A 14,563-nucleotide genomic window follows, 5' to 3' on the forward strand; every position below is an offset into this window, starting at 1 on the left:
GTTGAACGCTACGAAAAGCGTCGGCCACTTTCGAGGCGACACGCCCGTGGCACGCAGGCCCTATTTTTCGGAAGTGGCGGGGCGATGTGGCGACGACACATCGTAGCGCTTAGCGGGGATCGTCAACAGGGTCGCCAACACCTTCGATTTCAGCTCCAACTCGGAAGCGTCTCCCCACACCACTACACGGTCCTCCGGCAGGAGGAAGACGACGGTATCGGCGCTCTGCGCCTGCACCCGCACCACCTGCTCCCGCAACGACTTATCCAGGCTCGCTAGGGACTTCAGGGCGGCCTGCAGCGCTGGGCGGGTGCGCACGTCGCTGACCGGGATTTCCACGAGCGGTAACCCCGTCATCTCGCCCTGACTGGGCCCCAACACGACGCCCTCGCTATCCACCAGTTGCGGGCCCTGCTCCGTCTGGGCTATCGCCACCGGTGTGCGCATCACCACCTGCACCTGCACGCTGTTGGGCCAAGAGGTGGAGACTTCCGCCTGCCGCACCAGGGTCACCTGCTCGATGGCCCCCTTCACCTCTTCCTTATCCAAAGTCAGCAACGGCCGCCCCACGAATTGATGTAAAACCGGCCCCAAGGGTGGCAGCTCCTCCCCCGCAGGCTCCACCGCGAACTCGAAAGAGCTGATTTGCACTTTGAATAGCGGGAGTGTCAACAGCAAAGTGGGAATCGCCACGGCCAACGCCGCCACCAGGCTGCAGGTGATCACCACGGAGCGTCGCCGCCGCACGCGCGCTTCCTCGCGTTCCGCTATGCGGGCCGTGAGATCCTCGGGGGAGGACATGATGTCCTCCCACTGGCCCGACGGGGCCAGCCGATGCCCGTAGGCGGGCGTGAACAGGGCCTCAGTCTCATGTTCCAGCCCCACCTCCACGGGCGGCGGAGGCAGGCTTTCCTGCTCGCCGGACACCGGCCCCCGGTCTGCGGGCCGCCGCCCCGGCACGTTGGGTCTTTTCATTGTTCCGCCTGCGCGAGAGCCGCCAGCATCACGTCAGCCAGCTCGGTGATGTCCCCCGCCCCCACCGTGAGGAGCAGATCCCCCGGCTGGCTACGTGCCGCCAACAGGCGTGCGGCGGCCACCTTGTCTGCGACGTACTCGCCGGTGCCGTGCTGGGTGATGGTCCGGCCGTCCACCCCGGGTACCGGGTCCTCGCGTGCCGCATAGATGTCGGTAACCACCACATCGTCGGCCTGCGCCAACGCCGCAGCGAACTCGCGCTGGAAGTTGACGGTGCGGGAGTACAGGTGCGGCTGGAACAACACCCGCACCTGGCCGCTGCACACCGCCCGGGCGGTCCGTAACGTGGCCGCCACCTCGGTCGGGTGGTGCGCGTAGTCGTCCACCACCCGCACCCCGCCGACTTCACCGCGCAGTTCAAAGCGTCGCCCCGTGCCCGCGAAGTCGGCCAAGGCCGCCACCACCGCGGCCGCCTGCCCTCCCAGTTCCACCAAAGCCGCCACGGCCGCCGCCGCATCAAGGGCCAGGTGGTCGCCGGGCAGCGCCAGCCGCAGTTCCCACTGCTGGGTTCCCTGGGTGAGCGCGTAGCCTGCCTGCCTCCGCACCAGCTGGTAGTGCGTAGCGGCTGCGGCAGGCGCCGGACCGAAGCCATAAGACACGAGGCGCGGTGCCTGCTCCTGCCCACCGAGCTGCTCTAGAAGACGGGCGACCCCCGCGTCGTCGGCGCAGGCCACCAAAGCCCCGCCCGGTGCGATCCGCTGCGCAAAGTCGGCAAAGGCCTGCTCGAAGGCCTCCCGGCTGCCGTAGTGGTCCAGGTGGTCGGGCTCAATGTTGGTCACGATCGCCACCGCAGGCCGGTAGTTCAGGAACGACCCGTCGGATTCGTCGGCCTCCGCCACAAATATGTCGCCTGCTCCCAGGTGCGCCCCCGACCCGAGACCGGTGATGGAGGCCCCCACCGCCCACGACGGATCCAGGCCAGTGGCCCGCGCAGCGAAGGCAGTCATCGCCGACGTCGTGGTTTTGCCGTGGGCACCCGCCACCGCCACAAAGCGGGCGTCCCGCGCCGCCAAAGCGAGGGCTTCGGACCGGTGCAGCACTTCTTGGCCCCGCTCCCGCGCCACCCGCAACTCCGGATTGTCGGGCCGAACCGCCGAGGAGACCACCACCCGGGCACCGGGCGGGACTTGGTCTGCGGCATGCCCAACGTGACCGGTGATGCCCAACTGCTGCAGGCGTCGCAGGGTGGCAGACGCCGCCCGGTCCGAGCCGGAGACCTGCGCCCCCTGGGCGTGCAGCAACTCGGCAATCACACTCATGCCCGCCCCGCCGAGACCGATGAAATGGAAGGAGGGGCGCGAAGCCCGCGCGGTGGCACCCCGATCTGCGGCCGCGAGCACCAGTTCCGCCAGCCGCTCGGCCGCGTCGACGCGACCCACCTGCGCCGCCGCCTGCCCCATGCGGGACAGTTTCTCGCTGTCCAGCACCAATTCGGCTACCCGGGCGACGAAAGCATCGCCCACCTCGGCATCGGGTACCAGTTCGGCCCCGCCCACCGCCACCACATCTGCGGCGTTCAACCGCTGTTCCCCGTTCCCGATCGGCAACGGCACATAGATGGCGGGCACGCCCAACGCCGCCAGCTCACTCACGGTGCCCGCCCCGGCCCGGCATACCACGAGGTCGGCGCAGGCCAGCGCCGCCTCCATCTGACCCAGATAGTCCAGAACGTGGTAGTCCGGGAAAGCGCTGGTGGCCTGTCGCACCTCAGCGTCCTTACCCCGCCCGGTCAGGTGCAACACCTGCACCTGAGCCAAGTGCGCGGCCCCAGCCGCGAAGGAATCGTTGAGACGCTTGGCCCCCAGCGAGCCACCGGTCACCACCAGGATCGGTCGGCTCGGATCCAGCCCCAACGCCGCCGCGCCCGCCGCCCGCTGCTCCTGGCCTCGCCCAGCCGCCCGCGCTCGCGCCAGCTCGGCCACCGCCGCCCGCAACGGCAGGCCGATAACCTCGGTGTGTCCCTGCCGGGCCCGCAACGGCGTGGAGGGGAACGTCACCGCCACGGTGTGCGCGAAACGGGCCCCATACCGGTTGGCTAACCCTGGACGCGCATTCTGTTCGTGAATGACCACCGGCAGCCCCAGCTTGCGGGCGGCCCGGTAGGCCGGGGTCGAGACGTAGCCACCAAAGCCGACCACCACGTCGACCTGCTCCCGGACCAAGATCTCGTGCGCCTGCCGCTGCGCCCGCAGCCAGCGCGCCGGAAACGCCAGCGCCGCCTTGTTGGGCCGCCGCGGCGCCGGTACCTTCTCAATAGTTTCTAGGCGCAGGCCCGCCTGGGGCACCAGCTTGGTCTCCAAACCGGCAGTGGTCCCCAAAGCCACCAGCTGCTCGGCAGCAATCCCGTGGCCCTGCAGCACGCTGGCCGTTGCCAGCAGCGGATTGACGTGGCCGGCAGTGCCCCCACCAGCCAAAAGGATGCGCGTCATTTTCCGGACCTTCCCGCCAGAACAGCACTCGAACGTCGCCCTGCCCCCGGGCCGTGCGGCGCTTGGGCTTCAGCACGCTCGTTGGCCTGACTAAATGAAACCAACACCCCCACCGCTGCCAGTGATGACACCAGAGAGGAACCCCCCGCCGAGATAAAGGGTAGCGGCACGCCGATGACCGGCAGGATAGCCGTCGCCACGCCCATATTGATGAAGGTCTGCGTCGCAAAGCTGAAGGCGATGCCGCAGGCGGCCAGCTTGATGAACGGGTTGAGGGAGCGCATCCCGATACGCAGGACGATGCACACCAGCCCGATGTAGATCAGCACCAAGGCAACCGCGCCCACAAAACCATATTCTTCCCCCCAGATGGAGAAGATGAAATCGCTGTCCGCCGCCGGCAGGTAGCTCCATTTTTGCTTCGAGCCACCCGGACCGGTTCCCGTCAGACCACCGTTGGCCAATGCCCACACCGCGTGATCCACCTGTTCCGGCCCCTCTTTTTCCAGCTCGATCCCGTGGTTGCGGAACACGTCAGCGATGCGGTTGGACCGGTTGGAGCTAAAGATGGTCAACAGTGTCACCACGCAGACCGCCAAGCCGCCCAAGGAGATAAACCACCAGCGCCGCAAACCCGCCACCCACAGGGTGGCCGCGATGAAAGCAATGAACACTAACGCTGAGCCGAGGTCTTTCCCGAGCAGCACCAGGCCTAGCCCCACCAGCACCGGGCCGCCCAGCCACAGCAACAGGTCACGCGGCTTGTTTATGTCGAAGCCCGGGCGGGCAATGATGCGGGCCAGCAACAGGATCATCGCCAGTTTGGCAAACTCCGAAGGCTGGATCGTGATACCGAACAGGGCAATCCACGCCCGGTTACCGCCCCGCACCTCCCCCAGGGGCGTGAACACCAGCGCTAGCAATATCAGCCCCAGCACGTAGAGGGCCGGGGACAGCAAGCGCCACAGGTGGGCGGGTACCAGCGCGCCGACCACCAGACACACCACCCCTACCAGAAAGTAGGCGGTGTGCATGCCGATCCAGCTAAAGATGCTCTGGCCCTCCTTCAGGCCCGAGATGGCCCCCAGCGAGGCGGCCACCAGGAAACCGGCGACAGCCAACATGCCGGTGAGGACCAGCAGTATCAGCGTGTCGCCGCGGGCCGACGTGCGCGGATGGGTGAACCACCGGTCGATGCGCTCGAATTGTTTACTAAGCATCAGCGCTTCCCACCTGCTCCCGGGCGGCGGCCGTGAACAGCGCACCGCGCTGGCTGTAACTCGAAAATTGGTCCCATGAGGCGCAGGCGGGAGCCAGCAGCACTGTGTCCCCGGGCTGTGCCAGGCGGTGGGCGTGCGCAACTGCCGCCCGCATGACCGCCTCTGCACTGCCATCGGGGACCACCACGGCGGCCACCGGCGTGGCAAGCTGCCCTACCGCACTCGCCAACGGGGTCGGATCCTTGCCGATGATGACCACCGCCCGCAGCCGGTCAGCCACTTCGTGCACCAAGGAGGCCAACTCGGTGCCTTTGCTGTCTCCGCCCGCAATCCAGACGGCGCTACCCGCAGCAAGGCCCGCCAGCGCCGCGCGGGCCGCATGCGGATTGGTGGCCTTGGAGTTGTTGACCCAGCGCACCCCATCCTGTTCCGCTACCACGTCGCCGCGGTGAGCGTCGGGGGTGAAGTCGGTCAGCGCCTGCCGCACCGCCTCCGGGCTCGCCCCGGCACTGAAGGCCAGGGCGGCGGCGGCCAGCGCGTCCTGCACCAAGTGGCGGGGCGGCACCTGCCCGCCCGCCAGGTGCGCCAAGTCCTCCAGGGTGGCAAATGGCCGCGCCTCGCGCTGCCTCTTCGCCAGGAACGCCCGGTCAACCAGCAGTTCCTCCACGACGCCCAGTTCCCCCACCGTGGGCACCCCCGTGGTCACCCCGATGGCCCGGGTGCCGGGGGCGACGTCGGCTTCCTCCACCATGCGTCGGGTGGCCGGGTCCTGGGTGTAGACACACACCGACTGCGCCCCGGCATAGACCCGTGCCTTGGCGTCAGCGTAGTGCTGGGCGCTGCCGTGCCAATCCAAGTGATCAGGTGCCAGGTTCAGACACACTGCCCCGTGGGCGCGCAGTTGCTGGGTATCGAACAGCTGGAAACTGGACAGCTCCAACGGGATTGCCGTGGCGCCGTGCGCCGCCCCCAGTTCGGCCACTACGCGCACCAGCGGGTCACCCACGTTGCCGACGGCGGGCGCCCGGTAACCGGCGGCGCTGAGCATTGCCGCCAGCATGCGCACCGTCGTGGTTTTGCCGTTGGTGCCCGTGATGGCAAACCACGGCACCTGACTAAAGCCCCCCGCGTCCTGCAACCGGCGAGCCAGCTCAATTTCCGAAATTACCTCGCTACCAGCGAGCGACAGTTGCTGCCGGACCGGCGTAAAGGGCGAGATACCGGGCGAGGTGATGACCAGGCGCGGAGCCAAGCGCGTCGCCTGGGCTGCCAGATCGGTGGCATCGCGGGCGAGCACATAGTTGGCTTGGGGTGCCAATTCGCGGGCCCGCTCTATGGCCGCCTCGCTGACGTCGAGCGCATCGACCTTTGCCCCGAGCGTGGTCAGCACTTCGACAACCGCCGCCCCTGTAGCCCCTAGGCCCAGGACCAACGGACGCGCAAGATCAGTAACGAAGGAAGAAACGCCGTTCACTCCCCCAATGCTGCCCGCACCCACTCGGCGTAGAAGATCACCACGCCGAGCGCAGCCGCGATTCCGGCAATCATCCAGAAGCGAATCACGATGGTGATTTCTGCCCACCCCTTCAGCTCGAAGTGGTGATGCAACGGTGCCATCCGGAAGACCCGTTTACCGGTGAGCTTGAACCAGCTGATCTGGACGACGTCGGACACCACGACGGCCACGAACAGTCCGCCAATGATGATGGCCAGTACCTGGGTGTGGGTGAGGATGGACATGGCGGCCACCGCCCCGCCGAGGGCCAAGGCCCCGGTGTCTCCCATGAATATCTGGGCCGGCGAGCCGTTCCACCAGAGGAAGCCCAGCAGGGCACCGACCAGGGCGGCAGAAATGATCGCCAGGTCCTTCGGGTCGCGGGTGTTGTAACAGCCGGGGTTAGCCAACAGCACGTGACAGGCCTGGGACTCCTGCCAGTAGGCGATCAGGGTGTAGGCGGCAAATACGCAGATCGAGGCACCGGTGGCCAGCCCGTCCAGGCCATCAGTCAAGTTAACGGCATTGGACCATGCCGCGATGAGGAAGTTGGCCCACACAATGAACAACACGAAGCCTAGGCCGATGCCCCACTGCGACAGGTCAAGCATCGCCACATCGCGCACCACGGAGACAGCAGGGGTGGCGGGCGGGACGTTGTATCCGTTGGGAAACAGCAACACCATCACGGAGAAAGACACGCCCACCACGGCCTGCCCCACCAGCTTCGCCCACGGATTCAGGCCGAGGGAACGCTGCCGAGAGATCTTGATGTAGTCATCCAGAAAACCGATGAGGCCCAACCCGAGCACGATGTACAGCACCAGCAGCCCCGAGGCTGAGGGACCGCGCTGCATCACCAGATGGGCTACCAGGTAGGCCACCACCGTGGCCCCGATGAAGACCACGCCCCCCATGGTTGGGGTACCGCGTTTCGTGTGGTGGCTCGTCGGGCCGTCCTGCCGGATGAACTGCCCGTACTGGTGGCGGACCAGGAAACGAATGAAGAACGGGGTGCAGCCCCAAGACAAGGCCAGGGCCACGCCAAACGAGACGAGAACTGGAATCATTCATTGCCTCCTAGGGCGTTGGCCACCTGGTAGGCCCCAGACGAGTTGGAACCCTTGACGAGGATAACGTCCCCCGGCACCGCCAGCTGGGTCACTGCCTCCGTGGCCTGGGCGGGTGAATCAACACAAATCGTGTGCACCCCACGCGCGGCCGCCGCTGCCGCCAGTGGTTGGGCATCGCTTCCCAACGCGATCACGACATCCACACCCAGCTGCCCGGCGTAGTCCCCCACCCGCGCGTGAATCTCGGCGGAGGTCTGCCCCAGCTCCAGCATCTCGCCGAGCACGGCGATGGAGCGCGCCCCCGCCGCTCGCCGCGGCTGCGTCAGCTGCGCCAAAGCAATCAGCCCGGCCCGCATGGAGTCTTCATTGGCGTTGTAGGAGTCGTCGAGCAGAAGCCAACCTGCGGGCGGTGTGGAGACGGCCATTCGGTGCGGGCTACGGGCCCCGGTGTGCGACAGCACATCGGCAATGTCGGCCACCCCCAGCCCCAGCAGGTAGGCCACGGCCGCCGCCGCCAGGGCGTTGGCGGTGTGGTGGGCCCCCACGAGGGCTAGGTGCACTGGAGCCGACCCGTCGGGAGTTACCAGGGTAAAGGCGGCGCGGGAGGTCTCATCCAGGTTAATTCCGAGGGCCTGCACGTCAGCCGGGCCAGCGGTGGCGGAGAAGGTCACCACTTGTTCGCAATCCTGCGCCATGGCTGCCGTCGCGGGATCGTCGGCATTTAACACCGCCGTGCCGCCCCGCTGCGCCGGGCCTGCCAAGATCTCGGCCTTGGCGGCCGCCACCGCCGCGGGCGAACCGAAGCCGCCCAGGTGAGCGGTGCCGACCATCAACACCACCGCGATGTCCGGCGGCGCGATGTTGACTAGTTCGGCGATGTGTCCCGGCCCGGAGGCTCCCATTTCCAACACCAGGTAGCGGGTGTCGTAGTCGGCTTGCAGCACGGTCAGCGGCAGCCCGATCTCGTTGTTGTAGGACTTTTGCGGTGCCACCGTCGGCCCGAGACGGGCACACAGGGCCGCCAGGAGGTCCTTGGTGGTGGTCTTGCCGACCGAGCCGGTGACCGCCACCACCGTCAACTTGGCTTCCGCCTCCTGTGCGTCTCGCCGCAGGTGGTCCAGCACCCCGGCAGCAAGGCGACCAAGGGCCACAACAGTGTCGGACACCAGAACGTGGGGGCCATCCACTGGGCGGTCGACGATTGCCAGCACCGCCCCGGCGGCCCGCGCAGCCGCCACGTGGTCGTGCCCGTCGCTCTTCTCGCCCTTAATGGCCACGAAAATGTCCCCCGCGGCCACTTCGCGGGAGTCCCGCACTACTTGACCCCGCAGCACCGTGGCGGGGTCCATCCCCACCAACTGCCCGCCGACGAACTCGGCTACTGACTCTGCCACCAGGTTGATCATGCTTCGCCCCATTTCTCCGCCACCGCTTCGCGCAGGACGGGTGCATCGTTGTATCGGTGGAAGACGCCGGCGATCTCTTGGTAGGGCTCGTGGCCTTTCCCGGTGACGATGACGGTGTCGTCCGGGTTCGCCAGCTGCACTGCCTGCCGCACCGCCTCGGCACGGCTGTTGGCCTCGTAGACCCCTGCCAGGTCGGGCCGGACCTGCCGCACCCCGCCCAGCACGGCCTGGCGAATGGTTGCGGGATCCTCACTGCGGGGATTTTCGTCCGTCACCACCAGGACGTCAGCCAGTTCAGCCGCCACCTGCCCCAGCATGGGGCGCTTGCCCTGGTCACGGTCCCCGTCTGAGCCGAAGACGATGATTATGCGCCCCGGCGTGATCGGGCGAATGGCCTGCAGGGCCAGCCGTAGCGCATCCGGCGTGTGCGCAAAGTCGACGATGCACAGGGCGCGCGTGCCGTCGCGCTGGCTGATGCGCTGCATCCGGCCGGGAATGTTGTGGGCGCTCGCCACTGCCCGCAGGGCGGTGGGAGCGGGGATACCAACGTTCAAAGCCATGACGATAGCCAACGCCGCATTTTGGATGTTGACGCGCCCCGGCAGCGGGCAGGCGGCAGCCAGTTCCTGCCCCTGCGGTCCGCGCAACGTAAATGTCGAGGCCGCCTCCTCCAGTGAGACCTGCTCGTCGTGCACCGTCCAGTCGGCCTCCTGGGGGCCGTCGTAGGCCCGCAAGGTCTGGACCGGGATGGCGGCCTGGGCGGCCAGCCGCTGTCCGTAACTGTCGTCGACGCACACCACTCCTCGTGCGGCCGCCGCCGGGGTGAACAATGCGGCTTTGGCCTGCAGGTACTGGTCCATCGTCTCGTGGTAGTCGAGGTGGTCGCGCTGCAGGTTGGTGAAACCGACAACGTCGAAGCGGATGCCTGCCAGCCGGTGCAGATCGATGGCGTGGCTGGAAGCCTCTAACGCGGCGGCACGCACGCCCTCTTCCCGCCCCAGTCGCAGCAGGCGCTGGAGCACCGGCGCCTCGACAGTGGTGCGCGGCGACTCCACCGAAATCTGCCCGACTTTTAGCTCCACCGTGCCAGCCACCACGCAATCCCCGCAGTGCGCGGCGAGAATGGCGGCCCAAAAATACGAGGTCGTGGTCTTGCCGTTGGTGCCGGTGACGGCCCCCGTCAACATCTCCGCGGCGGGATGTCCATAGACGGCACTAGCCAGCGGCCCCACCACCGCCCGCGGGTCGGCGCATAGGAGCACCGGTGCCTCCACGCCTGCCGCAGCACACAGTGCCGCGCCCGCCTCGTCGGTCACAATGGCCCTGGCCCCGGCCGCGACCGCCTGCGCAGCGTACTGCGCTCCGTGAGATTTAAAGCCCGGCAATGCCACGAACAGCTCGCCGGGGGCGATGTCGAGCGAGTCCACGCTGACGCCGGTCACGCGCAAGTCGCCGGGCAGCTCGCCCTGCAGCTCGAATGCTTGGACAAGGGAGGATAGGCGGGCGCTGCGAGGCGCGGGCCGCAAGTCACACATTTCCACGCGCATTAATCTAGCGGCTCACCTGTCTCGCCACAGCCCGAGTGGCAGCAGCGGCCCCACTACTGTTCCTCATCTGTCCCTCCCGCCTCGACGGGAAACAGGGTGACGGGCCCGCTGGAGGGCGGCACCTGCAACATGCGCATGGCGTCCGCGCCGATGGTCCGGAAGACGGGAGCAGCCACATCACTGCCCCAGATGGAGGTGGTCGGCTTATAGACGATGACGGTGATGGCCACCTTCGGCTTTTCTGCCGGCAGCAAGCCAGTGAAGGAGGCGACGGTGCCCTCGATTTCGCCACCTGCCCCAATGATCTGCGTGGTGCCAGTTTTCCCCGCCGTCCGGTACCCCTCCACGGCTCCGTATTGTCCGGTGCCTCCTTCCAGGGTGGCAGATTCCAGCATAGTCACTAGATCACGAGCGTGGTTTTCCTGCATGACCCGCCGTTCGTCGGGCCGTTTGGCGGCGGTGAAGTTGCCGTTGACGTCGGAATACCCGTCGACCAGGCGCGGGGCCCGGTAGATTCCGCCCGCCCCCACCGCGGCGAGCATGGCGTTGGTCTGTACGACGGTGCCCGAAAATCCCTGCCCAAACATGACGGTGTAACGCTGGCGGCCGTCCCACTGGGAGGCGGGGGCCAGCATGCCCGCGGTCTCTCCCGGCAGTTCGATGCCAGTAACCTCCCCGAACCCAAAGTCGCGGAGGTACTTCTCCCGCTGTGTGTCAGTCAGCATGTCGCCGATCTGCACGGTGCCGGTGTTGGAGGAAGCCGCCAGCACCCCGGTGGCCGTGTAGTTCTTGACCTCATGGGGGTGGGAATCGGAGAATGACTGCCCGTTGGGCGCCGTCCAGTGGTCCGGGGACACGATGACGCTGGTGGGTGTGACCTTGTTTTGGTCAAGAGCGGAGGCCAAAGTCACCACCTTGCCGGTCGAGCCAGGCTCCACCGGGGTAGTCACGGCCAGGGAGTTCATCGTCCGCCTGTCCCATTCGCCCGGTTTACCGGGATCCAACGAATTGGAGTCAGCCAAGGCCAGAATGCGGCCGGTGTCGATCTCCTGCACGACGACACTGCCCCACTCGGCCTTAAAGTCGACCACGGCCTTGTCCAGGGCACTTTGCGCGGAGAACTGCAGATCTGAATTGAGGGAGGTGTGCACGTTGCGGCCGGGCTCGGCCTGCACGAGCACCTGGTACTCCCCCTCGGGCAGCACCTGCCCGAAGGCACCCGTTTCTGCCGCTTGCTCTCCGGGCACCGAGCGCAGATAGTCCCGCTGGGAGTACTCCAGCCCCGCCCCCGTCTCGGTGACTTTGCCGTCCTCTCCCAACACGTCGTCCCGGTAGTAACCCACTACGGTGCCCGCCGTGGCCCCGGCCGGGTACTCCCGCACGTAGGTCTCTATCTTGTCTATGCCAGAGATGTTCAGGGCCTTTATCGCGTGCCAACGGGCAGGCAAGACATTCTTAGCGAGCACTGGGAAGCGCTGCTCGCCCGCCAGCACCCCTCCGAGCACCAGCGGGTCGACGTCCAGCAGTGGTGCCAAGAGTTTGGCCGCGTGGTAGGCCCCGCGGCCCAGCACGACTGGTTCTTGCTGTTGCGTCTGCGGGTTTAGCTCCGTGCACAGCTGTTCTTCCCCAGCGGGCCCCGGGCACATTTTGTATTCCACGAACCCCCGCACCTGTTCCGTGTCCGCGAGGATGTCGTAGCGCTTGACAGAGGTCGCCAGCACGTTGCCGTTGGCGTCCTTGATGTCGCCGCGCGGTAGCTGGATTTTGGAGCGCGTTAGGCGCCAATCCAGCGACCGCGCGGCCAGGGGACCGACCTCAACGATCTGGATGCGAGCCAACGACCCAACGACTCCCACCAGCATGCATAACAAGAAGATGCCAAGAGGGATGCCTATTCCTCGGGTCTGCCCGCCTCTGACCACGGCCGCTCCGTTTCCTTAACTATCTGCTCCTACTTCGCCGGGGTGCCCGGCACCACCTCCGAGGTAGCGAGCGTAATGGTTCCGGCGTCACCTGCCTGCACCAGACCAAGCTCATGGGCCCGGCGAGCTAGCTCTTGGGGGGACTTGGATTGGAGGGCTTGCGCCGTCATCGACTGGTACTCGTCCTCCAACACCAATAGTTCCCGCTCGAGCTTTTGGATATCGTAGGCGGCCGCCGCCGACTTGGCGCGGAACACCAGCGAGACAAGGATCGTCAGGATCAACAGCAGGATCACACCCAAGGTGGGCACGAAGCGTCGACGCACTACCGGCGCCGTGCTGACCAGGGTCAGCGTCGGCGGCAGTTCGCGCGCCCGGACTGTTGGCCGGGTGGACCGAACAGGAATGGCGCTCATCTCTTGCTCCTAACATTGGCGGATCGAATACGTTCGGCGGCGCGTAGACGCACAGACTGGGACCGCGAGTTGTTCGCGATCTCGGCAGCATCGGCGCGTTCTGCTCCGCGCGTCAGCAGACGCAGGTAGGGCTCGTGCTCGGGTAACAAGACCGGTAGCCCGACGGGGGCGGGGGGATTGGCTCCCGCCGCCAAGGCCACCTTCACCAGGCGGTCTTCGAGGGAGTGGTAGGACTCGACGACGATGCGGCCGCCCACCGCCAAGCTGGCGATGGCGCGTGGCAAGGCCGCCTCCAAGATGCGCAACTCATCGTTGACTGCGATGCGTAGCGCCTGAAAGGTCCGCTTGGCCGGGTTGCCGCCGGTACGGCGGGCCGGGGCGGGGATTACCGTCTTGACCAACTCCGCCAACTCACTGGTGCGCCGTAGCGGCCGCTGCTGGCGCTGGTCAACGATGCGCTTGGCAATCTGGGGGGCAAACTTTTCTTCTCCGTAGACCCGGAGAATCCGCCGCAGCTCCACCTCGCTGGCGCTGGCCAAGAGCTGCGCGGCGGTGGGGCCAGTGTCGGACATTCGCATGTCCAATTCGGCATCGCGCACGTAGCTAAAGCCTCGCTCGGCGTCGTCGAGCTGGAGGGAAGAGACACCCAAGTCCATCAAGATGCCATCAACTTGTCCCCCGCGCCCGTGGCGGGCAGCGACGTCGTCGATGGTGTCGTAGGTGGCCTGCACCGCAATGAAGCGGTCGGCGTACGGGGCCAAACGCTGCGTAGCCAATGCAATGGCCTGCGGGTCGCGGTCGATGCCCACCACCCGGCAGTTTGGCAACGCCGCCAGCAGGGCGGCGGTGTGGCCGCCCATGCCTAGGGTGGCGTCGATCACGACGGCCCCAGGTTGGGTCAGCGCAGGGGCCAACAGCTCCACACAGCGTGCCTGCAACACAGGCACGTGGAGGTCAGCCACTTCATCGGGGGTTCGGTTTGCAGTATCCATGGCTTTCCTCCTTTCGTTATCTGTGCTGGTCTGCGTCAGGACTCCCGCCGCCCCTCCGGCGTTGGGGAAGTCCGCCGGTGCACGGAAGGAGACCTCACGCGACCACGAGCCTTAAGACAACTCGCTGCCAAAGATTGCGTCTTGACTGGCGGCGTACACCTCCTCCTTCTCCTGCAGGTACTGACTCCAGGACTGGGCATCCCACACTTCAAAATGGTCGCCCACCCCGATGACCGTTAAGTCACGCTGCAGGTGGGCGTACTCGCGCAGAGCCGGGGGCACTGTTATGCGCCCCTGCTTATCCGGCACGATGTCCGCCGCCCCAGAAAACAGCAGTCGCGCGAAGTCGCGCACCTGCATCCCGGGAAGTGGCTTACTGACCAGCTTCGCGTGGATGGCCTCGAAGACCGCCGACGGATATGCCGCCAACGCTCTTTCTTGCCCCCGAGTGAGCACCAGACCGGTGGCCACTTGGTCACGGAACTTTGCAGGCAAGATGAGCCGACCTTTGTCATCCAGACGTGGTTCATACGTCCCGAAGAACACGGCTCACCTCCCCCGCAGAGCTCCATGGCTCGCCACTCTACTCCACTTTCCCCCACTTTTCCCCACATGCCCGCTGAACAAATGCTGAAAGAGAAGTAATTTGTCGCGCAATTTCAACGAAAATTACCGGTGGGGGACAATGGAGTGATCTAGTCCGCCACCCCCACTCCGGCGTGGCGCGTGACCCAAGACACAGATATTGTCACCACTGGGCCAAGGGCAGGTTATGCAGCCAAAACCCAACCGCCTGACCACCCAGTCCCCCGAAATCGCCCAGCGGGGAGGAAAGTGGAGCGGGTGGCAAGCCAGGTGGGACGTCAGGCGCAGGTTTCTCCCGGTTTCCCAACGGCAACCCCGCCACGGGGGAGGAAAGTGGAGGCGCACACCAGTAGACCCCCACTTCCCTTCCCCCGCATGACAAATGCGCACCCTGACATGACCTTTTCTTTACGTAAGAAACCTGGAAAGGGAGGAGCGCCAGA

The 14,563-nt window shown here is 66.5% G+C and carries 11 protein-coding genes; all 11 read right to left on the reverse strand.

Annotated elements, in window-relative coordinates:
• Positions 1 to 60 precede the first annotated feature (60 nt).
• On the reverse strand, positions 61 to 975 hold the full coding sequence (locus BSZ40_RS12370; protein WP_084542686.1) for a cell division protein FtsQ/DivIB: 915 nt from the start codon (positions 973 to 975) through the stop codon (positions 61 to 63).
• Positions 972 to 3,464 carry a UDP-N-acetylmuramate--L-alanine ligase gene (gene murC / locus BSZ40_RS12460; protein WP_073824501.1) on the reverse strand — a complete coding sequence of 831 codons (2,493 nt, stop codon included), beginning with the start codon at positions 3,462 to 3,464 and terminating at the stop codon, positions 972 to 974. Before murC ends, BSZ40_RS12370 begins: the two co-directional genes overlap by 4 nt.
• Positions 3,461 to 4,684 (reverse strand): FtsW/RodA/SpoVE family cell cycle protein, encoded by a 1,224-nt coding sequence (locus tag BSZ40_RS06700; RefSeq protein ID WP_073824503.1) that lies wholly within the window; start codon positions 4,682 to 4,684, stop codon positions 3,461 to 3,463. Before BSZ40_RS06700 ends, murC begins: the two co-directional genes overlap by 4 nt.
• Positions 4,677 to 6,158, reverse strand: coding sequence for a UDP-N-acetylmuramoyl-L-alanine--D-glutamate ligase (gene murD, locus BSZ40_RS06705; RefSeq protein WP_245793923.1), 1,482 nt, complete (start codon positions 6,156 to 6,158; stop codon positions 4,677 to 4,679). Before murD ends, BSZ40_RS06700 begins: the two co-directional genes overlap by 8 nt.
• Positions 6,155 to 7,249 carry a phospho-N-acetylmuramoyl-pentapeptide-transferase gene (mraY, locus tag BSZ40_RS06710; protein WP_073824505.1) on the reverse strand — a complete coding sequence of 365 codons (1,095 nt, stop codon included), beginning with the start codon at positions 7,247 to 7,249 and terminating at the stop codon, positions 6,155 to 6,157. Before mraY ends, murD begins: the two co-directional genes overlap by 4 nt.
• Complete coding sequence (locus tag BSZ40_RS06715) at positions 7,246 to 8,646, reverse strand: UDP-N-acetylmuramoyl-tripeptide--D-alanyl-D-alanine ligase (protein ID WP_342741914.1); 1,401 nt, start codon at positions 8,644 to 8,646, stop codon at positions 7,246 to 7,248. Before BSZ40_RS06715 ends, mraY begins: the two co-directional genes overlap by 4 nt.
• 8 nt (positions 8,647 to 8,654) lie before the next feature.
• Positions 8,655 to 10,205, reverse strand: coding sequence for a UDP-N-acetylmuramoyl-L-alanyl-D-glutamate--2,6-diaminopimelate ligase (locus BSZ40_RS06720; RefSeq protein ID WP_084542687.1), 1,551 nt, complete (start codon positions 10,203 to 10,205; stop codon positions 8,655 to 8,657).
• 53 nt (positions 10,206 to 10,258) lie between these two features.
• The gene (locus tag BSZ40_RS06725) at positions 10,259 to 12,067 is read right to left on the reverse strand and encodes a peptidoglycan D,D-transpeptidase FtsI family protein (RefSeq protein WP_073824508.1); all 1,809 of its coding nucleotides are present in this window, start codon (positions 12,065 to 12,067) and stop codon (positions 10,259 to 10,261) included.
• A gap of 89 nt (positions 12,068 to 12,156) precedes the next feature.
• Entirely contained in the window at positions 12,157 to 12,543 is a 387-nt protein-coding gene (gene ftsL / locus BSZ40_RS06730; protein ID WP_073824510.1) for a cell division protein FtsL, read from the reverse strand.
• On the reverse strand, positions 12,540 to 13,535 hold the full coding sequence (rsmH, locus tag BSZ40_RS06735; protein ID WP_073824512.1) for a 16S rRNA (cytosine(1402)-N(4))-methyltransferase RsmH: 996 nt from the start codon (positions 13,533 to 13,535) through the stop codon (positions 12,540 to 12,542). Before rsmH ends, ftsL begins: the two co-directional genes overlap by 4 nt.
• Before the next feature lie 111 nt (positions 13,536 to 13,646).
• Positions 13,647 to 14,081 (reverse strand): division/cell wall cluster transcriptional repressor MraZ, encoded by a 435-nt coding sequence (mraZ, locus tag BSZ40_RS06740; protein ID WP_073824513.1) that lies wholly within the window; start codon positions 14,079 to 14,081, stop codon positions 13,647 to 13,649.
• Between the last annotated feature and the right edge of the window lie 482 nt (positions 14,082 to 14,563).

This window comes from Buchananella hordeovulneris (genome assembly GCF_001907235.1).
GTDB classification, from domain to species: Bacteria; Actinomycetota; Actinomycetes; order Actinomycetales; family Actinomycetaceae; genus Buchananella; species Buchananella hordeovulneris.

Excerpts from the sequence above, each read along its gene's own strand:
- BSZ40_RS06720 (WP_084542687.1), bottom strand. The coding sequence starts at position 10,205 with ATGCGCGTGGAAATGTGTGACTTGCGGCCCGCGCCTCGCAGCGCCCGC.
- BSZ40_RS12370 (WP_084542686.1), bottom strand. The coding sequence starts at position 975 with ATGAAAAGACCCAACGTGCCGGGGCGGCGGCCCGCAGACCGGGGGCCG.
- rsmH (WP_073824512.1), bottom strand. The coding sequence starts at position 13,535 with ATGGATACTGCAAACCGAACCCCCGATGAAGTGGCTGACCTCCACGTG.
- murC (WP_073824501.1), bottom strand. The coding sequence starts at position 3,464 with ATGACGCGCATCCTTTTGGCTGGTGGGGGCACTGCCGGCCACGTCAAT.
- BSZ40_RS06700 (WP_073824503.1), bottom strand. The coding sequence starts at position 4,684 with ATGCTTAGTAAACAATTCGAGCGCATCGACCGGTGGTTCACCCATCCG.
- mraY (WP_073824505.1), bottom strand. The coding sequence starts at position 7,249 with ATGATTCCAGTTCTCGTCTCGTTTGGCGTGGCCCTGGCCTTGTCTTGG.
- ftsL (WP_073824510.1), bottom strand. The coding sequence starts at position 12,543 with ATGAGCGCCATTCCTGTTCGGTCCACCCGGCCAACAGTCCGGGCGCGC.
- BSZ40_RS06725 (WP_073824508.1), bottom strand. The coding sequence starts at position 12,067 with ATGCTGGTGGGAGTCGTTGGGTCGTTGGCTCGCATCCAGATCGTTGAG.